The 21,465-nt window shown below is 66.4% G+C and carries 15 protein-coding genes and 1 pseudogene; 12 read left to right on the plus strand and 4 right to left on the minus strand.

Annotation, left to right across the window (positions count from 1 at the left end):
• Window positions 1-10: 10 nt before the first annotated feature.
• Window positions 11-1,249 (minus strand): class I SAM-dependent methyltransferase, encoded by a 1,239-nt coding sequence (locus tag ACETK3_RS00195; protein WP_306967741.1) that lies wholly within the window; start codon window positions 1,247-1,249, stop codon window positions 11-13.
• A gap of 54 nt (window positions 1,250-1,303) precedes the next feature.
• Between ACETK3_RS00195 and ACETK3_RS00200 the strand changes: the two genes are divergently transcribed.
• From ACETK3_RS00200 to groL, 3 genes are all read left to right on the plus strand, one after another.
• Entirely contained in the window at window positions 1,304-1,684 is a 381-nt protein-coding gene (locus ACETK3_RS00200) for a hypothetical protein (protein ID WP_236820151.1), read from the plus strand.
• Window positions 1,685-1,937: 253 nt separating this feature from the next.
• Window positions 1,938-2,231, plus strand: coding sequence for a co-chaperone GroES (gene groES / locus ACETK3_RS00205; protein ID WP_003805290.1), 294 nt, complete (start codon window positions 1,938-1,940; stop codon window positions 2,229-2,231).
• A 78-nt stretch (window positions 2,232-2,309) separates the two neighbouring features.
• Window positions 2,310-3,920 (plus strand): chaperonin GroEL, encoded by a 1,611-nt coding sequence (gene groL / locus ACETK3_RS00210; RefSeq protein ID WP_236799047.1) that lies wholly within the window; start codon window positions 2,310-2,312, stop codon window positions 3,918-3,920.
• Between the two features lie 89 nt (window positions 3,921-4,009).
• Here the strand turns inward: groL and ACETK3_RS00215 are convergent, their stop codons facing one another.
• Window positions 4,010-4,612 carry a dihydrofolate reductase family protein gene (locus tag ACETK3_RS00215; RefSeq protein WP_306967737.1) on the minus strand — a complete coding sequence of 201 codons (603 nt, stop codon included), beginning with the start codon at window positions 4,610-4,612 and terminating at the stop codon, window positions 4,010-4,012.
• 56 nt (window positions 4,613-4,668) lie between these two features.
• Between ACETK3_RS00215 and ACETK3_RS00220 the strand changes: the two genes are divergently transcribed.
• A complete protein-coding gene (locus tag ACETK3_RS00220; protein WP_306967735.1) occupies window positions 4,669-6,192 on the plus strand; it encodes an ATP-dependent DNA ligase in 1,524 nt (507 codons plus the stop codon).
• Window positions 6,193-6,207: 15 nt separating this feature from the next.
• Here the strand turns inward: ACETK3_RS00220 and ACETK3_RS00225 are convergent, their stop codons facing one another.
• The gene (locus ACETK3_RS00225; RefSeq protein ID WP_373992329.1) at window positions 6,208-7,176 is read right to left on the minus strand and encodes a DUF389 domain-containing protein; all 969 of its coding nucleotides are present in this window, start codon (window positions 7,174-7,176) and stop codon (window positions 6,208-6,210) included.
• A 116-nt stretch (window positions 7,177-7,292) separates the two neighbouring features.
• Here ACETK3_RS00225 and ACETK3_RS00230 point away from each other — a divergent pair, with 116 nt between their 5' ends.
• The 5 genes and pseudogenes from ACETK3_RS00230 (at window position 7,293) to ACETK3_RS00250 (ending at window position 16,934) form a co-directional block, all read left to right on the plus strand.
• Entirely contained in the window at window positions 7,293-9,362 is a 2,070-nt protein-coding gene (locus ACETK3_RS00230) for an acyltransferase family protein (protein WP_306967731.1), read from the plus strand.
• Between the two features lie 8 nt (window positions 9,363-9,370).
• Window positions 9,371-11,449, plus strand: coding sequence for an acyltransferase family protein (locus ACETK3_RS00235; protein WP_373992330.1), 2,079 nt, complete (start codon window positions 9,371-9,373; stop codon window positions 11,447-11,449).
• 246 nt (window positions 11,450-11,695) lie between these two features.
• A complete protein-coding gene (gene guaB / locus ACETK3_RS00240; protein WP_306967727.1) occupies window positions 11,696-13,207 on the plus strand; it encodes an IMP dehydrogenase in 1,512 nt (503 codons plus the stop codon).
• 126 nt (window positions 13,208-13,333) lie between these two features.
• Window positions 13,334-15,033, plus strand: a pseudogene (locus ACETK3_RS00245) (HNH endonuclease).
• Between the two features lie 41 nt (window positions 15,034-15,074).
• The gene (locus ACETK3_RS00250) at window positions 15,075-16,934 is read left to right on the plus strand and encodes an ABC transporter ATP-binding protein (protein WP_373992331.1); all 1,860 of its coding nucleotides are present in this window, start codon (window positions 15,075-15,077) and stop codon (window positions 16,932-16,934) included.
• A gap of 144 nt (window positions 16,935-17,078) precedes the next feature.
• On the opposite strand, the gene ACETK3_RS00255 is transcribed toward ACETK3_RS00250, so the two are convergent.
• Entirely contained in the window at window positions 17,079-17,684 is a 606-nt protein-coding gene (locus tag ACETK3_RS00255; protein WP_306967722.1) for a hypothetical protein, read from the minus strand.
• A 244-nt stretch (window positions 17,685-17,928) separates the two neighbouring features.
• Between ACETK3_RS00255 and ACETK3_RS00260 the strand changes: the two genes are divergently transcribed.
• The 3 genes from ACETK3_RS00260 (at window position 17,929) to ACETK3_RS00270 (ending at window position 21,435) form a co-directional block, all read left to right on the plus strand.
• Window positions 17,929-19,065: a GuaB3 family IMP dehydrogenase-related protein gene (locus tag ACETK3_RS00260; protein ID WP_237428599.1), complete on the plus strand. Its 1,137-nt coding sequence runs from the start codon at window positions 17,929-17,931 to the stop codon at window positions 19,063-19,065.
• A gap of 103 nt (window positions 19,066-19,168) precedes the next feature.
• Window positions 19,169-20,908 (plus strand): glycerol-3-phosphate dehydrogenase/oxidase, encoded by a 1,740-nt coding sequence (locus ACETK3_RS00265; RefSeq protein ID WP_306967719.1) that lies wholly within the window; start codon window positions 19,169-19,171, stop codon window positions 20,906-20,908.
• A gap of 38 nt (window positions 20,909-20,946) precedes the next feature.
• Window positions 20,947-21,435 carry a PTS sugar transporter subunit IIA gene (locus tag ACETK3_RS00270; RefSeq protein ID WP_306967717.1) on the plus strand — a complete coding sequence of 163 codons (489 nt, stop codon included), beginning with the start codon at window positions 20,947-20,949 and terminating at the stop codon, window positions 21,433-21,435.
• Window positions 21,436-21,465: the final 30 nt, after the last annotated feature.

A 21,465-nucleotide genomic window follows, 5' to 3' on the forward strand; every position in this document is an offset into this window, starting at 1 on the left:
GGCCTGGCAGTCAGACGGGCTCCACCACGATGGCCACCCGGTCCTCGCCGATGCGGGTCAGGACCAGGGTGGCCGTTTTGCCGCCCTTTTTGGTGTTTTTCCCGCCCGGCAGCAGCTGCTTCCGCAGCTCTTCCGGGGTCACCGCGGTGCCGCGCTTCTTGATGTCCAGCACGGTGACGCCCTCCTGCTTCACCCAGGCCTTCAAGGCCTTGACGTTGTAAGGCATGACCTGGAGGACTTTGTAGGCCTTGGCAAACGGGGTGTCCAGGAGCTCCGGGGCGCAGATGTAGGCAATGTGCTCATCCACCAAATGCCCGCCGAGTTCCAGCGCCACGTCCGCCACCAAACCGGCGCGGATCACGGCACCGTCGGGCTCGTACAGATACCCCTCCACCGGTCCCACCGGCGCCGTCGGGCCTGCGCCGAAGTCCTCGCCGCTGGTCAGTTCGGCCGGCCCCTGGGAACCCAGGACCAGGGCAGCGCGGCGGACGCCGGGCCTGCGTACGGCGTTGAACCACAAGGTCACCTCGGTGACGTCCCCGCCCACCGACACCCACTGCGCCTCGCACCCGGCGGGCACGGATTCGTGCGGCATGCCCGGGCCCATCTTCACGCCCACGGCCTTCCCCCCGGCGGCCAGCGACTCCACGAAGGACAACGGCGGTGAGAACGCCTCGGGGTCCCAAATCCGTTTGGTGCCCGAGGTGGAGGTGACCCGGCGCGCCGGATCCAGCCAGACGCCGTCGATCCCTTCCAGCGGGACCGCCTCCGCGTCGGCGTGGACCACCGTGGCGTTGGGAAACGGGATGAGGTTCACCGTTGCGCAGGCCGCGGTGGTTTCATCCATTTCCACCGCGGTGACGTTGATGTCCAGGGAGGCCAGGGCCAGTGAGTCGGCGCCGAGGCCGCAGCCGAGGTCTGCCACGTGGCTGATCCCGGCAGCCGCGAAACGCCGCGCATGGTGGGCTGCGACGTTCAGGCGCGTGGCCTGCTCCAGTCCGGCCTGGGTGAAGAGCATCTGGCGGGCAAACTCGCCGAATTTCGCCGCTGCCCGGGTGCGCAGCCGCGACTGCGTGAGCACGGCGGACACGAGTCCGGGGGAGTGCCCGGCCTTCCGGAGGGCCGAATTGAGCTCGAACGAATCCTCGTCCCGGTAGGGGCCCAGCGATGCCAGCAACTCCCAGCCTTCGGGGGTCAGCAGTGGTGCGATCTGGTCCTGTGCGATCTGGTCCTGGGGAGCGTGAGCCATGGGTTCCAGCCTAGTGGAGGAGCGCGTGGCCGGGATGCGGATACTGTTGAAACCATGGATGAGAGCGCAGCCCCCGGGGAGACCGCGGACCACGGGCCCAGGCACACCGGACCCGCCAGGTTTGCCCGTCCCGTCCTGATCGCCGCTGCCGTGGTGGCCGTGGTCTGTATCGCCCTGCTGGTGATCATCTTCCTGCTGGACACCTTCAACGCCACCGTCTATTCCGTGGGCGGCAACGACATCCAGGACAACACTCAGGAGGCCAAGGACATCCGCGGGCTGTACGACGGCGCCCGGGCAGGAAGCATCGTTTTCCTCGTCATTGCGCTGCTCGCCGCAGCGGTGTCCGGGTGGGTCCTCTACCGCGGACGGAAGCAGGGCGGCGGCGATTCCGACGGCGGCGAGGACGTGGACTTTGACGACCTCGGCCGGTAGGTGGGCTGCGGCTTCCACCCCGCCGCCCGGCGTCGTCCGATCCCAGAAGGCGTACGCCCATGACGAAACGTTGGCACTCACCTTGACCGAGTGCTAACTCACACATAGAGTCTTCATTAGCACTCTCCCTAGGCGGGTGCTAACACATGAAGAGCTGCCAGCCAGGCTGCTGCCGGCACCGCGACGACGGTTTGCCAGCTACGGCGGAAAGCTTTCCAGTCCACGAATTTGCTGACGAAAAGGAGAGGTCCGAGTGTCGGTCTCTATTAAGCCTCTTGAGGATCGTATTGTTGTCCGCCCGCTCGAAGCCGAGCAGACCACGGCTTCCGGCCTGGTCATCCCGGACTCCGCACAGGAGAAGCCGCAGGAAGGCGAAGTTGTCGCAGTAGGCCCCGGCCGCTTCGAAGACGGCAACCGCGTCCCCGTTGACGTAGCAGTTGGCGACGTCGTCATCTACTCCAAGTACGGCGGAACCGAAGTCAAGACCGGCGGCACCGAGTACCTTGTGCTCTCCGCCCGCGACGTCCTGGCGATCGTCGTAAAGTAACTCTTCCGGATCCCCGTGCCGCCGGCCATGCTCATGCTGGCCGGCAGTGCGGGGTTCTGTCTTTGAAAGGACAAAACCATGGCAAAGCAGCTTGCGTTTAATGACGCTGCCCGCCGGTCCCTTGAGGCCGGCATCGATAAGCTCGCGAACACCGTCAAGGTGACGCTCGGCCCCCGCGGCCGCAACGTCGTCCTGGACAAGAAGTGGGGCGCCCCCACCATCACGAACGACGGCGTCACCATCGCCCGCGAAGTGGAACTGGACGATCCCTACGAGAACCTTGGCGCCCAGCTGGCCAAGGAAGTAGCTACCAAGACCAACGACGTTGCCGGCGACGGCACCACCACCGCAACGGTCCTGGCCCAGGCCCTGGTCAAGGAAGGTCTGCGCAACGTTGCAGCCGGCGCTGCCCCCGGCCAGATCAAGCGCGGTATCGAAGTTGCGGTTGAAGCCGTGGCTGCCCGCCTGCTCGAGAACGCCCGCCCGGTTGAAGGCACCCAGGTGGCAAACGTTGCCGCCATCTCCGCCCAGAGCGACGAAATCGGCGAGCTCCTCGCCGAGGCCTTCGGCAAGGTGGGCAAGGATGGCGTCATCACCATCGAAGAGTCGTCCACCACCCAGACGGAACTGGTCCTCACCGAGGGCATGCAGTTCGACAAGGGTTACCTGTCCCCGTACTTCGTCACCGACGCGGAGCGCCAGGAAGCTGTCCTCGAGGACGCCCTCATCCTGATCAACCAGGGCAAGATCTCCTCCATCCAGGAGTTCCTGCCGCTGCTCGAAAAGGCGCTGCAGGCCTCCAAGCCGCTGTTCATCATTGCCGAGGACGTTGAGGGCGAGGCCCTGTCCACGCTGATCGTCAACCGCATCCGCGGCACCCTGAACGTCGTTGCCGTCAAGGCACCGGGCTTCGGTGACCGCCGCAAGGCCATGCTGCAGGACATCGCCACCCTCACCGGTGCGCAGGTTGTCTCCCCGGAACTGGGCCTGAGCCTGGACTCCGTTGGCCTGGAGGTGCTGGGTACTGCCCGCCGCATCACCGTCACCAAGGACAACACCACCATCGTGGACGGCGCCGGTTCGGCTGAGGACGTGTCAGCACGCGTTGCCCAGCTGCGCGCCGAGCTGACCCGCACCGACTCCGACTGGGACCGCGAAAAGCTCCAGGAGCGCCTGGCCAAGCTGGCCGGCGGCATCGGCGTCATCAAGGTCGGTGCTGCCACCGAGGTTGAGCTGAAGGAAAAGAAGCACCGCATCGAGGACGCCGTGTCCTCCACCCGCGCTGCCCTCGAAGAAGGCATCGTGGCAGGCGGCGGTTCCGCCCTGGTCCACGCCCTCAAGGCACTGGATGAGGACGCTTCGGTCAAGGCCCTCGAAGGCGACGCCGCAGCAGCTGTCGGCATCGTCCGCCGGGCACTGGTTCAGCCGCTGCGCTGGATCGCCCAGAACGCCGGCTTCGACGGCTACGTGGTGGCCGCCAAGGTTGCCGACGCCGAGGTCAACAACGGCTTCAACGCCAAGTCCGGCGAGTACGAGGACCTGATCGGCGCGGGCGTCATCGACCCCGTCAAGGTCACCCGTGCAGCCCTCCGCAACGCGGCCTCCATCGCCGCCCTGGTTCTCACCACCGAGACCTTGGTCGTGGAGAAGCCGGCCGAAGAGGACGAGCACGCAGGCCACAGCCACTAGCGGCTGCACCCTCGCGGCTTTCCGCTCGAAAAAGGCTGGTCCGGCATCTGCCGGACCAGCCTTTTTCATGTCCCCTGAACGAGGCCCCCTTAACCCGCCGCCATGTCCTGCGTCTCTACGCCGCCTACAGGCTCATAGACCAAAGACACAGCGCCTTTGGGGAAGCTGCGCGCCGGCTCAGCCAGGCTGAAAGTGGTGGGTACGGCGCCGTCGTCGAAGAGGCGCTTGCCTTGTCCGAGCGCGATGGGATAAAGCCACAGGTGCAGGCGGTCCAGCACGCCTGCCGACAGGAGGGACCGGATGAGGAACCCGCTGCCGAACATGTGCACCTGCCCGTAGTCCTCCCGGAGCCTGCCGGCCGCGGCGGCATCCGGCAGCACCGTGGTCCCTGCCCACGCGGGATCGCGCAGGGAGCCGGACACGACGAACTTGGGCACCCGGTTAAGTGCGTCCGCAATGTCGCCGGACTGGTGGGGCCAGTACGACGAAAAGATGTCATAGGTTGCCCGCCCCAGGAGCAAGGCGTCCATGCGTCCGATCTCGGCAGCGATGGCGGCGCCCGCTTCGTCGTCGGACACCGGCGCCTGCCAGCCGCCGAATTCGAAGCCGCCTTCGCTGTCTTCCTCGCGGCCGCCGGGCGCCTGGTATACGCCATCGAGGGTGATGAACAGGTTCGCGACAATGATCCCCACGCGCCCATTGTGGAGCAGCGCCGGGAGGCTGTCCAGAGCCGTGGCAGGATGGTCCCATGTTGCTCCTTGAGCTTGTGGAAACCAGCGCGTCCGTTGCGTCGACCCGCTCCCGGCTGGCGAAGGTGGACGCCTTGGCCGGCCTGCTGCGCCGCCTTGAGCCAGTGGAGATCCCGACGGCGGTGGGCCTGCTCAGTGCCAAACCGCGCCAGGGCCGCGTGGGCGTGGGATGGAGTGCGGTGGCAGCGGCAAAGGAGGATCCGGCCGACGAGCCGAGCCTGACGGTGGCCGACTTTGATGCGGCGCTGGACGGACTGCTGGCTGCGGCGGGTACGGGGTCGGCGGCGGGGCGGACAGCAATCCTGCGGAAACTGTTGTCGGCGGCCACCGGGCCGGAACAGTCGTTCATCACCGGAGTCCTGCTCGGCGAGCTGCGCACCGGTGCGCTGGAAGGAGTCCTGACTGATGCCGTGGCCCGCGCTGCCGGGAAGCCCGTGGAAGCCGTCCGGCGTGCCGCCATGCTCTCCGGAGACCTCGGCGAAACAGCCCTCCTGGCCATCACTGGCACCCAGGCCGAGCTTGACGCCGTCGGACTGGTGGTGGGCCGCCCCGTGCTGCCCATGCTCGCTTCCACCGCAGCCAGTCCCAGTGCAGCACTGGAAACCACGGGGGAGGCCTCCGTGGAATACAAGCTCGACGGCGCGCGCATCCAGGTCCACCGCGCGGACGACCGCGTCAGCATTTACACCCGCAACCTGGCCGACGTCACCCACCGGCTGCCCGAAGTGGTGGAAGTGGTCCGTGGCCTGCCGCTGCGGCACGTAATTCTGGACGGCGAGACCCTGGCCCTCGATGAGGAAGGCGGCCCGCGGCCCTTCCAGGAAACCATGGCACGGTTTGGCGCGGATGCAGTGCGCGAAACCCTCCTGCATCCCTGGTTCTTCGATGTGCTGCACATCGATGGGAGGGACCTGCTGGACGAGCCGTTGGCCGACCGCATCGAGGTGCTTGAGCGCATTGCCCCTGCCCACCGGATCCCGGGGGAGGTAACGGCTGACCCGGCGGTTGCGGAACGTGTCTCACAGGACGCGCTTGCCGCCGGCCACGAGGGTGTTGTGGTGAAGGCGATCGGGTCCGCCTACGCGGCAGGCCGGCGTGGATCGAACTGGGTGAAAGTGAAGCCGGTCCTGACCTATGACCTGGTGGTGCTGGCCTGCGAATGGGGGTCCGGCAGGCGCACTGGGATGCTGTCCAACCTGCACTTGGGGGCCCTGGACCCTGCTGGAGAGTTCGGTGAACCCGGCGGTTTCGTCATGGTGGGCAAGACTTTCAAAGGCCTTACCGATGAACTGCTGCGCTGGCAGACCGAAAGGTTCCAGGAGCTTGAGGTGCGGCGCACTGCCGGGACGGTCTGGGTGGAGCCTGTCACCGTCGTCGAAATTGCCATTGACGGCGTGCAGCAGTCGCCGCGCTACCCCGGTGGAATCGCACTCCGTTTCGCGCGCGTCAAGCGCTACCGCGATGACAAGGTTCCGGCCGAAGCGGACACCATCCAGACCCTGCGGGGCCTGCTGCGCCCATAGGGGAGAGCTCGGCGGCTAGCGGCGCGCTCCGCTTCGCTGGCGCTGCAGCCTCCGCGCCGCCCCATCCGGTAGGCGCCTGGCGACCACCCGGTAAAAGAGCAGAACTGCCAAGGCTGCCACCACGATGCCCACGAGGTTGAGCAGCAGTTGCAGGGCAGAGCCCGCCGCCTTTTGGTATTCGCCCAACACCAAAGCCACCGCCACGTACCCGGCCGCCGGCACGGTGGTCACGGAGATGAAGACGCCGATCAGCGCGGCGGAACGCCGGCCGATGATGGACAGCATGCCCGCGATTCCGGCCAGCACCGCGACAATCAGTGAATACGGCCCGGGGTGGTAGATGAATTCGACGGCCGACCCCTTGTCCAGGGCATCGCCCGGGAACAGCCCCAGCGGCACCGAAAGCCACGCAGTGAGTGCTGCCAGCAGCATGGCAACGGGGAACCCGACACCCAACGCGACGGCGGCGCGCCGGCCAAGCTTCCACTGCCGGGTGGCCAGCGACACGGCCAGGGCGGCCAGCGGCCCGAACTCGGGGCCCACCGCCATGGCGCCCACAATGGCAATCGGGGAATCGGTCACAATTCCAATTCCTGCGAGCTGTGTGGCCAGGACCAGGAAAGCGAGGAAGTTCCACGTCAGCCTGGAATCCTCCCCGGTTTGCCGGGTCACATCGTCCCAGATCACCGCGTCCGCGCCGTCCCCCGGGGCGGATCGCTCTGCCTGGTCCGCCTTTGTCGAGAGGACGAATTCCGGCGTCGACATGGCAATCGAGCCCGCCTCCTGGATCTTCAGGATGTCCAGCTTTTCGAGCAGTTCCTCCACGGACTCCCGGGCGATGAAAACCTCGATCACGTCGCCCGGAGGCACCACGGCCGCCCCCTTGGCCACCATGACTTCTGCCACACCCCGCTGGTCGCGGCAGGTCTGTACCGTTACCTCGGACAGCTCCCCGGGCACACAGATCCGCAACTGGACAACCATGCCCGCTCCCTTCGCCGGTTGTGGCCAGCATAGTCCGGACGGCCGCGTTGATTAGCTGTTAAAGACGGCGTTGGCTAGGCTTGCTGCTTTGGCTGGCGGGATTTTGAGAGGTTCTTGTGTCGATAACGGAAACCCCGAAGGCACCGGAACCCAGGCCCAGTGTCGCCACAAAACAGCGGAAGCCGTCTTTCCGGCCGGAGATCCAGGGCCTGCGGTCACTGGCTGTCCTCATGGTGGTGACTTACCACGTCTGGTTCGGGCGCGTGTCCGGTGGGGTGGATGTCTTCCTCTTTATTTCCGCCTTCCTGATGACGCTCCAATTCCTTGGACGCCATGACCGGAAGCAGCCCTTCGCCCTCGCAAAACACTGGCTCCACCTGTTCCGGCGGCTCCTCCCGGCAGCTGTCACCGTCATCGTGGCAACCCTGGCCGTGTCCGCCCTGGTCCTTCCACCCACCCGGTGGCTGGACCTCATCGCGCAAGGCTGGGCCTCCCTGTCCTATTCGGAGAACCGCCTGCTGCAGCAGCAGGCGGTGGACTACTACGCCAACGACCACAGCCTGGCCAGCCCCTTCCAGCACTTTTGGTCGCTGTCCATCCAGGGACAGGTCTTCATCCTGTGGCCCCTGATCTTCGCGCTGGCCGGCTGGACGGCACGGCGCTACCGGTTGTCCTACCGCCCCCTGCTTGCCTACATCTTCTTCGCCATCTTCCTCGGTTCGCTGGGCTACTCCATCATCTTCACCGCCATCAACCAGGTGCAGGCTTACTTCGATACCGGCGCCCGGCTGTGGGAATTCGCCTTGGGCACGCTCGTGGCCTTGATCCTCCCCGGCCTGCGCTTCCGGCGCCGGACCCGCGTCATCATGGGCTGGGTGGGGGTTCTGGCCATGCTGGCGTGCGGCATTGTCCTGGACGTGCAGGGGGCTTTCCCCGGTATTGCCGCGCTGTGGCCCACCGTCGCCGCGGCCATGGTCATCGTCGCGGGCCAGACAGAGAGCGCCGCAGGGATAGACCGCTTCCTCTCTGCCAAGCCGCTGGTCAAGCTCGGCGACATCTCCTACGCCCTGTACCTGTGGCACTGGCCGCTCCTGGTCCTCGCTCTCGCCTGGAGCGGCAAGGACCACGCCGGATGGCTCTCCGGTTCCGTCATCATCCTGGTGGCCCTGGCGCTCGCCTACCTGACCACGCGCTACATCGAAAAGCCCTGGCGTGAATGGAAATGGCCGGAAGTCCGGAAGCGCAGGGCCGCCCTGGCCATCATGCTGGCCGTGGCTGTGGCGGCGGTGCCTCTGTCCGGCTGGAGTTTCCAGCTTGAGTTGGAACGCCGTGCGGTGGAAGCGCAAAAGATCGCCAACAACCCCGGGTCCCGCGTCCTTGACCCCGCTTACACGGCCGCAACGCCGGCCCCGGATGCTTCCCTCCTCCCGTTGGCCGCGGACCTCACCAAGAACTGGGTATCCCTGGATGGGCCGTGCACGGAGGAGATCGCCCCGGACAGCCGTCTGTTGAAGGGATCGTGTTTCGAACAGCGGCCGTCCGGTGAGCCTTCCAAGCGGGTCCTGGTGCTCGGAGACAGCCATGCGCAGCAATGGACCGGTGCCGTCAAACCGCTGGCAGCCGAAAAGAACTGGCTGCTGTATTCCATCCTCAAGGGTGCCTGCAAGGCCACGCCGGCCGGGCTCGGAGGAAGCGAGGACTGCGACGCCTTCAACGCGGACGTGCAGAAGGAAATCACCCGGCAAAAGCCTGATGCCATCATCGTGGTGGGGACTGCGGCGGCGCCCTCGACTCCTGCCGAGGCCCTGACACCGGGGTTCGAGGAGATGGTCTCCGGGTGGCTGGACCAGGGGATCCAGGTAGCTGCCGTCCGGGACAATCCCCGTTTTTCCTTCAACATGGCTGAATGCGTGGTTCGGGAAGGTGCCGAGGCCCAGGGCTGCCGCCCGGCGATCGGGGACAATTTTCCGGCGGCCAGTCCCTTCGACACCCTGGACATGGCGCGTCTGCCCGGCTTGTCCCTGGTGGACCTGACAGACAGGATCTGCACGCCGACGGAGTGCCCTGCCGTGGTGGGCAACGTGTATGTGTATCTGGACGACAACCACCTGAGCGCGGAATACGCGGAAAGCATGGCGGACGAGTTTGCCAAGCGGCTGCAGACGGCGGCGGGATGGGCGGTCTGATGCCGCGGATGCCGCAGGCAGCACCAGACACCAAAGCCACGTCAACAGGCCCCGCGCCTTCGAAGCCCCGAAAGCCGTCCTTCCGCCCCGAGGTCCAGGGCCTGCGCGCCCTGGCTGTCCTGATGGTGGTGGCCTACCACGTTTGGCTGGGCCGCGTGTCCGGCGGTGTGGACATTTTCCTGCTGATCTCTGCATTCCTGCTCACCCTCTCCTTCGTCCGCAAGGCAGAATCAGGCAAGCCCTTCCAGCTCCTGGCGCACTGGCTGCACCTGTTCAAGCGCCTTCTGCCCGCCGTCGTCGTGGTGATCCTGGGGGTGCTGGCCGGAACCTGGCTGATCCTGCCCCAGGGGCGTTGGCCGGAGGTGCTCGACCAGGCGTGGGCGTCCCTGCTTTACCGGCAAAACTGGCTGCTGGCGGACGCTGCCGTGGACTACTACGCGCAGGACCATGCCGGCGCCAGCCCGTTGCAGCACTTCTGGTCGCTGTCCATCCAGGGGCAGGTCTTCATCCTGTGGCCACTGATCTTCGCTGCCACGGCCATTGCGCTGTCCCGGCTGCGCCGGATACCCCGCTTGGGCCGACTGACCTACCGCGGGCTGCTCGCCGTCGTGTTCGGGACGGTGTTCGTGCTGTCCCTGGCCTATTCCGTGGAACAGACCGCCACCAGCCAGGCCTACGCCTACTTCGACACGCGCGCCCGGCTTTGGGAGTTTGCGCTGGGGTCATTGCTGGCGCTGGTGCTGCCCTACCTGAAGCCCGGCCGCAGGCTCCGGGTGGTGCTGGGCTGGGCCGGACTGGCAGGCATGGTTTCGTGCGGGCTGGTCCTGACCGTTGACCGTTCCTTCCCCGGGTATGCGGTACTGTGGCCAACGTTGTCGGCGGCCGCCATCATCGTGGCGGGGAAGACTGGCAGCCGGTTCGGGGTGGACCGCCTCCTCAGCAGCCGGCCCGCCGTCGCCCTGGGCGATAATTCCTACGCCCTGTACCTGTGGCACTGGCCCCTCCTGGTGCTGGCCCTTGCGGCCACCGGGGTGGAAGCGCCCAACCTCAAACAGGGCCTTGGAATCGTCGCTGCCTCCATGGTGCTCGCCGTCCTGACCACGCGCTTTGTCGAAAAGCCCTTGCGCGACTGGCACTGGCCCAAGCTGCGCGCCTGGCGCACCGCCGTCGTCATTGCTGCCTGCGGTGCCGTGCTGGCGGGGCCCGTCGCCGTCTGGCAGACATCGCTCACTGCGGAGGAAAGCGCGACGGCGGCACAACCGAGGGAGCTGACGCCAGGGGCGCTGGCACTCACCCCGGAGAACGAAAACACTCCCGCCCCCAGGGCCCGGACCATCCCCGGGCCCACCGCGCTGGACAACGACTGGGCCGGCATCGACTCGCCCTGCACTGGCGCCAATGCCACCAGCGACCCGATATTGGAGGGCTGCCGGCAGGAGCTGCCGGAGGAACCTTCCTCCAAGCGCATCGTGGTGCTGGGCGACTCCCATGCCCAGCAGTACCTCGCCGCGCTGGCCCCGGTTGCTGCTGCCCGCGGCTGGGAACTGGTGACACTGCTGATGCCGGCCTGCCGGTTCGGCGCCGACTCGGAAACGCGTAACGCAGAGTGCAACGCCTACAACCGCGCCAGTTCCGCCTACGTCCTGGAGCACAGGCCCGATGCTGTGTTCACGGTGGCTTCGCTGACCCACGAGGAGGCTCCCTTCGAAACCGAGGTGCCGGGATACCTCGAAGGCGTGCAGCCATTTGCCCATGCGGGTATCGAGGTGGTGGGAATCCGGGACAACCCCCGGTTCACGTTCAATATGCCGCAGTGCGCCCAGCGCCACGGTGCCGCTGCGCCGGCCTGCAACCCGGCGCTCGCCGAGTCCCTGGTGGAGCCGTCCCCCCTCGAGAACTACCGCGGCAAGCTGCCCGGGCTGCACCTGATGGACATGAGCGACTTCATCTGCGCCCGCGGGGTCTGCCCGGCGGTGGTGGGAAACGTCTACGTCTACAAGGATGACAACCACCTGACCCGGACCTATGTGGAGACCATGATCCCCATGTTCGAGCAGCGCCTGCTCGCCGCCACCGGCTGGAACTGACCCGCTCCCCGGGCTTGGCCTGAGCGGCGAGCGGGTGGGGGACCGTGCGGTTGCTCACATTGGCCGCGCGGAATAGGGGGATCGGCGCCGAGGTTCTAATATTTACTCAACACTTTCTGCCCCCGGAATGCCGTGCTCCACGGTGCTCCCGCAGGATCGTCTGCACAGGCCAGTTCCGTAATCACGGGCTGGTCATCGGCTGCAACCCCTACCCGTGACCCAGCAACCAAGGTAAGAGGCGCACTCATGACCGAGCCCGAACACAACCCCTTTGGCTTCATTGGCCTGACCTACGACGACGTCCTCCTCCTGCCGGGCCACACCGACGTCATCCCGTCCGAGGCAGACACCTCCTCCCGGATCTCCAAGCGGATCTCGGTGCAGACGCCGCTGCTTTCCGCCGCCATGGACACCGTCACGGAGTCCCGCATGGCCATCGCCATGGCCCGCCAGGGTGGATTGGGCGTGGTGCACCGCAACCTGTCCATCGCCGACCAGGCGGACCAGGTTGACCGGGTCAAGCGGAGCGAGTCCGGCATGATCACCAACCCGCTCACCATCCGCCCAGAGGCGACGCTGCGTGAACTGGATGATCTCTGCGCCCACTACCGCGTCTCCGGCCTGCCCGTGGTGGACGAGGACAACCGCCTGCTGGGCATCGTCACCAACCGCGACACCCGGTTCGTCCCGGAGTCCGATTTCCCGCTGCGGCTGGTCAGTGACGTCATGACCAAGATGCCCCTGGTCACCGGGCACGTGGGCATCAGCCGCGAGGAAGCCTCGCACAAGCTGGCCACCAACAAGATCGAAAAGCTTCCGCTGGTGGACGACCAGGGCCAGCTGAAGGGCCTGATCACCACCAAGGACTTCACCAAGGCCGAGCAGTACCCGCTGGCCACCAAGGATGACGAAGGCCGGCTCCGCGTGGGTGCCGCCATCGGCTTCTTCGGGGACGGCTGGGAGCGCGCCATGACCCTGGTGGACGCCGGCGTCGACGCGCTGTTCGTGGACACTGCCAACGGCCACTCCCAAGGCGTGCTGGACATGATCCACCGCCTGAAGTCCGAGCCCGCCGCGGCGCACGTGGACATCATCGGCGGCCAGGCTGCCACCCGGGAAGGTGCCCAGGCACTGATCGACGCCGGCGCCGACGGCATCAAGGTGGGCGTTGGCCCCGGCTCCATCTGCACCACCCGCGTGGTGGCCGGCGTGGGCGTCCCGCAGATCACCGCCATCTACGAATCCGCCAAGGCTGCCATCCCGGCCGGCGTGCCTCTGATCGCCGACGGCGGCCTGCAGTACTCGGGCGACATCGGCAAGGCCCTGGTGGCCGGTGCGGACACCGTCATGCTCGGCTCCCTGCTCGCCGGTTGCGACGAGTCCCCGGGCGAGCTGATCTTCGTCAACGGCAAGCAGTTCAAGTCCTACCGCGGCATGGGCTCCCTCGGCGCCATGCAGTCGCGCGGCAAGAACACGTCCTACTCGAAGGACCGCTATTTCCAGGCCGATGTGTCCGGCGACGACAAGCTCATCCCGGAAGGCATCGAAGGCCGTGTTGCCTACCGCGGTCCGCTGTCCTCGGTGGCGTACCAGCTGGTGGGCGGCCTGCGCCAGACCATGTTCTACACCGGCGCACCCACCATTCCTGAGCTGAAGGTCCGCGGCAAGTTCGTCCGGATCACCTCTGCCGGGCTGAAGGAATCGCACCCGCACGACATCCAAATGACCGTCGAGGCGCCAAACTACGGCTCGCGCTAAGCTGCGGCCGCACGTTTCCGCTGAGCGTGCATGAACAAAAGGAGGTAGGGGCGACCCTGCCTCCTTTTGTTTTGGCCTGAGACAGCTGCGAAACAAAATGTCAGACCCTCGTTGGATGATTCTTCTATGGGAATCGGCAGCGGTGTGGGGGCAGGTGCGGCGGGTGTTCATGCCTCTGTGGCTGCCCTTGATGCGCTCACTGCCCTTGGTGCGCTGGACCAGGAGGACGCCTTCCTGGCTTCCGGGGTTGCTGTTGGTTCGGGCGCTGCTCTCGGTTCCGGCGTTGTTATTGGTTCGGGTGTTGATGTGTTGCGGCGGCGGTACGAGATCCGGCTGGAGCGGCTGGAACTGGCGGCCCGGTTGGAGGCGCAGCTGGCGGCGATGAAGGCGCGGGATGCAGCGGAGGCGATGGGGTTTCAGCTTGCCATGACCCCGCCTGACGCGTCGGTGCAGGACCGTACCTACGCCGAGATGTCCGTGGTGGAGGAGATCGCAGGGGTCCTGACCGTCAGCTCCGCCGCTGCCGGCGCTCTGGTGGAACAGTCCCGGAAAATCTGCTCCCTCCCGCCCGTGTTCCAGGCCCTGTCCGCCGGTGCCATGTCCTGGCAGCACGCCCGCATCGTTGCGGACGAAACCGAGGGCCTCGATCCGGCGGGCGCTGCGGCGCTGGTGGCGCACTTCTTCGACCCCGACGCACCCCACCCCGCCCGCGGCGCAGCCCCTGGCGGACTCGTCCCCTCCCGGTTCCGGGCCAAGGTCCGTGCCTGGCGGGAACGACACCACCCCGAGACACTGCAGAAACGCCACGCCAAAGGGGTGGCGGACCGGCGGATGGAATACACCCCGGACCGGGACGGGATGGCCTGGGTCTCGCTCTATCTGCCCGGCGACACCGCCTGCGCCATCTGGAACCGCACCACCGCCACCGCCCGCGGCCTCCAAGGCCCCAACGAACCACGCACCATCACCCAACTCCGCCCCGACATCGCAGCATCCCTGCTCCTCAGCGCCGGCAACACCACCGGCAACACTCTGACAGCCACCGGCACCACCACCGCGGCAGAGCCGGCCAGCATCGACGACGGGACCGGCAACGACGACGTGACCGGCACCGACGCCAGTTCGTCGGCCGTGACGGAAATCGGCAAGGTTCCCACCCCGCGCGCGGACGTCCTGGTCATGGTGCCGGTGTTCTCCCTGCTCGGACTCACGGATGAGCCAGCGGTACTGGACGGGCTGGGACCGATCCCGGCATCCATGGCCCGCAAACTGGTCGCCGACGGTGCGGACTCCTTCTACCGCGTCCTGGTCGACCCCCGCGACGGGGCACCCTTGGAGATCGGCCGGAAGAACTACCGGCTCACCGAAACCATCAAACGCTGGATCAGGATGCAGACGGCAAATGCACCTTCCCCGGCTGCACCAACCGCACCCCGGACAACGAAACCGACCACCTGAAAGCCTGGGAACACGGCGGAACCACCGGGGCCAGCAACCTGGCACAACTCTGCCCGGAACACCACCGGCTCAAACACCACAGCCAATGGACACCAGACCCGGCCACCAACAACGGATCACCCGGCTGGACCTCGCCCACCGGCCGCCACTACAAACCCGAACACCCCCACCCAGAACCCACACACTGGCCAGTAGAGATTCATGCGCAGGGCAGGACAGATGTTCCGGGCGGGACATTCGAGCCTAAAACCGGGGTGAATCTTAATGGGGAATTGCTGCGGGTGGTTGGCCATCGCCCGGACTTCCATTACCTGGATTGGTCCCCGGGAGAGGACGCCTTGCGGCGCTGTCTCCATTCCACCAAATGACTCCAGGCCTGTTCGAGCACTCCCAGCACTAGGCTGATTCCATGCCTCCAACACGCCATCCGGCGGAGCTGACTCCTAAGCGCGATCCGCAAAAGCGGCTTGCCTTGCGCCCCTATGCCAAGGCCGTGGCCCAAGTCCTCCGAGTGAGCTTCCGGGCATCCCCAGGCGCTGTGGTCATGAAGGTGCTCAGCTCCCTGATCTCCGCAGTGCTGCCGCTGGTCACCACCTACTTCGCGTCCCTCACCACCTCGGCGCTGGCCGCGGCATATGCGGGCGACGGCGGAGCAGGCCGAAGTGCTGTCGTCTACGTCATCATCACGGCCGCGCTGGGGCTGTTCTGGGGCGCCTTCAACAGCGTGGACCGCTACATCCAGCAGTTGATGAGTTTCAAGGTTGGCGCCATCGTGGGGGATCAGATGTATGAGCGGTTCCTTGCTCTCGAGTTCTGGCGCTACGACGACAAGGAGACGGTGGACCTATACGACCGGGCAAAGCGATTCTCCGATTCCTATGCCCGCGTCCTGGACCGCATCGCCGCCATCTTCACGCAGCTGGTCTCGGTCATCCTGGCCATCGGCGCCCTGCTGCTGGTCAGCTGGTGGATCGCCGTCATCGTCCTGGTGGCGATCGTCCCCAGCGTGTACCTGCAGTTCAAGCTGTCCAGGGAGCAGATCGCGCACTGGAACACGCAGGTGGATTCACGCCGTCAGCGGCGAATGATTGAAACCAACCTCCTACGGCCGCAACACATCGCCGAGATGCGGCTCTACGGCATTGTCGGCTTCCTCATGGGCCTTCGGTCCCGGCTCCGCGACGCGGACGAGCGGCGGCGCCTGGATTACCAGCGACGCTACATCCCCAAGCAGCTTGCCGCCGACGCACTCCAATACGGCGCGGAGGTGGTCTCGCTGATCTGGGTGGTGGGGCAGATCATTGCCCGCGCCGCCCCGGTGGGCCAGTTCCTCTACGTTCAGCAGATCGTCAGCCGCGCCCTGTCCACGGCGAACAACCTGGTGTCGTCCCTGAGCTCCATCGATGAGGACCTGGCTAACCTGAAGGACTACGAGCTGTTCATGGCGATGCCCATGCACTCGGAACACGCGCCTCCTCTGCTGCAAGCACCCAAGGAAGTGGAGCTGAAGGACATCCGCTTCACGTACACGGGCAGCGACATTGAAGTGATCAAGGGCATAAGCCTGACCATCCGCCAGGGCCAGCACATCGCCATCGTGGGGGAAAACGGTGCCGGCAAGTCCACCCTGATCCGCATCCTCGCAGGCCTCTACCGTCCCGACTCGGGGCAAGTCCTGCTCGACGGCGTGGACCTGGCCGCCGTCGACGTCACCTCCTGGCACCGGCACCTGGCGGTTCTCAGCCAGGAGTTCCTCAAGTACGAGTTCGCCACGGCCGCCGAGAACATCTACTTCGGCGATGTGGAGAGTCCTCGCGATGATGACCGCATCCGCAGGGCCGCAGCCGACGCCGAGGCACTCGACTTCATCAACAAGCTGCCCAACGGCCTGGACAACCACGTCAGCAACTGGATGGAAGACCCCCGCGGCCGGAAGGGGAGCGGCCTTTCCGGCGGCCAATGGCAGCGCCTGGCGATGGCCCGGAACTTCTACCGGGACGCATCCTTCATGGTCATGGATGAGCCCACGTCCGCCATTGACGCGCTGGCCGAGCACCGGATCTTTACGCGTCTCTTCGCCGACCGCAGCAGCACTATCATCGCCATCAGCCACCGGCTGGCCACCATCGAGAAGGCGGACGTGGTGTACATGCTGGAGGACGGGCAGATCGTGGAGCAGGGAACCCACAAGGAGCTGGTGGCACTGCGCGGCCGCTATTTCCGGATGTTCGAGTCCCAGCTTTCCGTGGAGGAACCCGAAGGAGTCTGACGCAGGTTGTCGAAGCCCGCGCTCCGCGCAGGGTACGGCGAAGACCATGCTCATCCACCAAAACCGGAAGAGACGGGCCCTTCGATGGGCACAACCCCGTGCCCGTTCCTGTGCATCACGGTTACCTCGGCGCCGGCGTCCCCATCACGCTTCCACCACGGTGGTGCGCACGCGGGCCACACTTGGCCGCGGCGGCACGCTGCTGAAGCCGAACGTGACGGCGGGTCGGACGGGGGTCAGCGCTCCGGCATCGGCACCATTCCAGCGGATGACGGCGGACGTCAGGTGGTGCAGGTCCGTCACCCCATAGAACTCCGTCCTTCCGCTGCCCGCAGTACCGTAGGTGCGGGCGCCGGGTGCCGCAAGGGCGGCAAACGGATTGACCGCGGCGAGCCAGCGGGGATGGACGGCAAGGCGCCGGGGCACTGCCCGCAGCGCTGAACCCAGGAGGGTCCTGGGACCGGTGACGGCCCTGACCTCCAGCGGGCCGGCGTCGACCATCAACGTGCGCTCGGCGAGCGAGGCGGAAACGTCCACCACCTGCACCTCGTCAAAGCTGTAGGTGGCGGCGATGAAGCCGGCAACGTCCGGCGTCGGTGCCAGCAGCAGCCGGTGTCCCGAAGGTTGTTGCACCATGACGTCGGCGAATGGGCCAAAGGGGGAGTCCTGCCAGATCCCCACCACGGCGCGCAGTCCGGAGGCCGTACCAATCCCGGCGATATGGCCGTCAAATGTCCAGCGGCTGCCCATCACGCCACTGTAGCGGGAAGGGTGCGCCTTACAGAGGTCCGGAAGCCGGGTTGCCGTAGGGTCACGCCAGGAGGGCCAGGTCCTCCCTATCGGAAGGAAGCCCAATCGTAAGCTGGTCGCGGGAGCATCCACCGAGACTCCGGAGAAGGCTACGTGTTTGCCCCGCGCCGCCGCCACGGGCAGCGCTTTCCGTCAGGATCCGGCCCGGGCAAAGCCAGCGGACCTGCTGGGATAACCTAGAGCAGTGACTTATGAGATCGAGATCGGCCGTGGCAAGCGTGGGCGTCGTGCCTACTCCCTGGATGACATCGCAATCGTCCCCAACCGTCGCACCCGCGACCCCAAGGACGTCTCCGTCTCTTGGCAGATCGACGCCTACCAGTTCGACATGCCAGTGATCGCCGCTCCGATGGACTCGGCCATGTCCCCGGCCACGGCCATTGCCCTGGGCAAGCTGGGTGGCCTCGGAGTGCTGGATCTGGAAGGCCTCTGGACCCGGTACGAGGATCCGCAGTCGGTCCTGGATGAAATTGCGGCGCTTGAAGACGAGACCAACAGCCCCGTCGTCACCGGTCGGATGCAGGAGCTGTACCAGGCACCCATCCAGCCGGAACTCATCACGTCCCGCCTGGCCGAAATCCGCGAGGCCGGCGTCACCGTTGCCGGTTCCCTGACCCCGCAGCGCACCCAGGAGCACTACAAGACGGTCCTGGCTGCCGGCGTCGATATCTTTGTCATCCGCGGCACCACCGTGTCGGCCGAACACGTCTCCAAGGACCACGAGCCCCTCAACCTCAAGCAGTTCATCTATGAACTCGACGTCCCGGTGATCGTGGGCGGCGCAGCCGGCTACACCCCGGCGCTGCACCTCATGCGCACCGGTGCCGCCGGCGTGCTGGTGGGCTTCGGTGGCGGCGCAACCACCACCACGCGGCGCGCCCTGGGCATCCACTCGCCCATGGCTTCCGCGATCTCCGACGTCGCCGCGGCACGCCGCGACTACATGGACGAATCCGGCGGCCGCTACGTCCACGTGATTGCCGACGGCGGCATGGGCACCTCGGGTGACATCGTCAAGGCAATCGCCATGGGCGCCGACGCCGTCATGCTGGGCAGTGCCCTTGCCAGGGCAGAAGAAGCGCCGGGCAAGGGTTGGCATTGGGGCCAGGAAGCCCACCACACCGAGCTGCCGCGCGGGGACCGCGCCAATGTCGGCACCGTTGGGCCGCTGGAGGAGGTCCTCTTCGGGCCCGGCCACCACACCAACGGCACGTCCAACCTCATTGGTGCGCTGCGGCGCTCCATGGCGACCACCGGCTATTCGGACCTGAAGGAATTCCAGCGGGTGGACGTCGTCGTATCGCCTTACGAAGGAAACTAAGCACAGGTCAGGGCCGGGTGGGCACCACCCGGCCCTGCCCAAAGCACGCCACTTGCAAGTAGTGTGGGGTTACTACCGGCACTAGAGGCACTGGAGGCGTTCAATGAAGAGTGTTCCTGCAAACGGCGGGGCCCTTGGCCCCGAAGCCAGGGAAGCATCCATCCAGCGGCTGCGCGCCACCACCGAGCCCGGCCAGGAACTGGACATCCTGATTGTCGGCGGCGGCATCGTTGGCGCCGGAGCTGCGCTGGATGCCGTGACCCGGGGGCTGAGCGTAGGCATCGTCGAGGCCAGTGACTGGGCCGCGGGCACTTCTTCACGGTCATCCAAACTCATCCACGGCGGCTTGCGCTACCTCGAAATGCTGGACTTCGCCCTGGTCAAGGAAGCCCTGCAGGAACGCGGGCTGCTGCTCTCCGAGATTGCCCCGCACCTGGCCCGGCCGGTGCCCTTCCTCTATCCACTCACCAAGCCGTTCATCGAGCGCCCCTATGTTGGCGCCGGCATCGCACTGTACGACGTCATGTCCATCTCCAGCGGACACAGCCGCGGCGTGCCGTTCCACAAGCACCTGAGCAAGCGCGGCACCCTGCGGGCCGCCCCAAGCCTGAAGAACGACGCCTTCGTGGGGTCCATCAGGTACTACGACGGCCAGGTTGATGACGCGAAATACGTGGCAAACCTGGTACGGACGGCCGCTTACTACGGCGCGCATGCAGTAAACCAAATGGCAGTGGTGGACTTCCTGCGCGAGGGGGAGCGGGTGGTCGGAGCCAAGGTTGAGAACCGCGAGGACGGCACGCAGTTCAGCGTCCGCGCCAAGCAGGTCATCAATGCCACGGGTGTGTGGACCGATGAAACCCAGGCCATGGTGACGGACCGCGGCCAGTTGAAGGTGCGCGCCTCCAAGGGTATCCACCTGGTGGTTCCCCGGGACCGTTTCCAGTCCACCGTGGGGCTGATCCTGCGCACCGAGAAGTCGGTGCTGTTCGTCATCCCGTGGGGCAGGCACTGGATCATTGGCACCACCGACACGGACTGGCATCTGGACAAGGCGCATCCGGCAGCCTCCAGCAAGGACATCGACTACGTCCTGGAACACGTCAACCAGGTTCTGAAGCGGCCGCTCACCAGGGAAGACGTCGAAGGGGTCTATGCCGGGCTGCGGCCGCTGCTGGCCGGTGAAAATGACTCCACCGCCAAGCTCTCCCGCGAGCACGTGGTGGCGCATCCGGTTCCCGGCCTGGTGGTGGTGGCCGGCGGCAAGTGGACCACCTACCGGGTCATGGCCAAGGACGCCGTCGACGAGGCCACCCGGACCATGGACGAGCGGGTGCCGCCCAGCTGTACCGAGACCATCCCGCTGCTGGGCGCCAGCGGTTTCCGGGCGGCCTGGAACCGGCGGAACCGCACCGCGGAGGAATCCGGGGTGCACGTGGCGCGGATCGAGCACCTGCTCAACCGATACGGGTCCATGACCCCTGAGGTCCTGGAAATCATCGAGCAGAACCCTGAACTGGCTGAGCCCATCCCGGGAGCCGATGACTACCTTCAGGCCGAGGCCGTGTATGCAGCCACGCACGAGGGCGCCCGCCACGTGCAGGACGTCCTGACCCGACGGACGAGGATCTCCATCGAGGCGTGGGACCGCGGCGTGTCCGCGGCCCCTGTTGTCGCTAAACTGATGGGTGACGTCCTTGGCTGGAGCGAGGCACAGCGCGAAAACGAAGTCCGCCACTACCTTGCCCGTGTGGAGGCGGAACGCCTTAGCCAGCAACAGCCGGACGACGAATCCGCAGACGCTGCCCGCCTGGGCGCGGAAGACATCGTGCCCTTGCGTTGAGGGGCCGCTAGCCCCACTGCTGACCGAAGGGATACGCCTTGGCGGAACCACTGGACCCGTATGACGCCCATTTGACCACCGCCGACATGGTGATCCTGGAAATGGTGGCCAAGGACAAGACCGACGCCACCAACCAACTGGCAGAGCGGCTGCACGCGGCAGGGCGGATCTCAGATCTTGACGGGTTCCTGAAGAACGTTAACGCCCGGGAGCACCAACTGGCCACGGGGCTCCCGGGCGGCATCGGGTTGCCGCACGCAAGGAGCGAATTCGTCTCCCAAACGTCCATCGCGGTTGGAATCGCGAAGTACGGCCATGCGCTGGACTTTGGTGCCGCGGACGGTCCGGCCACGGTCATCCTGTTGATTGCCACCCCGGCCAGCTCCTTCTCGGACCATCTGGAGGTGCTGGCCACCCTGGCCCGGTCGCTCTCAAAGGAGTCTTTCCGGGAGTCGCTGCGTCGTGCGTACGACGCCGAAGTGATTGCCGAACTCATCAACTCCAGCCTGGTCTTCTTCGACCACTAGGCGCGGCTGGGATGGGCCGGTCCCGTTTCC

It is taken from the genome of Arthrobacter sp. E44 (assembly GCF_041877125.1).
In the GTDB taxonomy this organism is placed as follows: domain Bacteria; phylum Actinomycetota; class Actinomycetes; order Actinomycetales; family Micrococcaceae; genus Arthrobacter.

What these genes read in the sequence shown, in the direction of transcription:
- ACETK3_RS00220 (WP_306967735.1), top strand. Translation starts at nt 4,669, where the DNA reads ATGTTGCTCCTTGAGCTTGTGGAAACCAGCGCGTCCGTTGCGTCGACC.
- ACETK3_RS00225 (WP_373992329.1), bottom strand. Translation starts at nt 7,176, where the DNA reads ATGGTTGTCCAGTTGCGGATCTGTGTGCCCGGGGAGCTGTCCGAGGTA.
- ACETK3_RS00255 (WP_306967722.1), bottom strand. Translation starts at nt 17,684, where the DNA reads ATGGGCAGCCGCTGGACATTTGACGGCCATATCGCCGGGATTGGTACG.
- ACETK3_RS00195 (WP_306967741.1), bottom strand. Translation starts at nt 1,249, where the DNA reads ATGGCTCACGCTCCCCAGGACCAGATCGCACAGGACCAGATCGCACCA.
- ACETK3_RS00265 (WP_306967719.1), top strand. Translation starts at nt 19,169, where the DNA reads ATGAAGAGTGTTCCTGCAAACGGCGGGGCCCTTGGCCCCGAAGCCAGG.
- ACETK3_RS00250 (WP_373992331.1), top strand. Translation starts at nt 15,075, where the DNA reads ATGCCTCCAACACGCCATCCGGCGGAGCTGACTCCTAAGCGCGATCCG.
- ACETK3_RS00235 (WP_373992330.1), top strand. Translation starts at nt 9,371, where the DNA reads ATGCCGCAGGCAGCACCAGACACCAAAGCCACGTCAACAGGCCCCGCG.
- ACETK3_RS00200 (WP_236820151.1), top strand. Translation starts at nt 1,304, where the DNA reads ATGGATGAGAGCGCAGCCCCCGGGGAGACCGCGGACCACGGGCCCAGG.
- groL (WP_236799047.1), top strand. Translation starts at nt 2,310, where the DNA reads ATGGCAAAGCAGCTTGCGTTTAATGACGCTGCCCGCCGGTCCCTTGAG.
- guaB (WP_306967727.1), top strand. Translation starts at nt 11,696, where the DNA reads ATGACCGAGCCCGAACACAACCCCTTTGGCTTCATTGGCCTGACCTAC.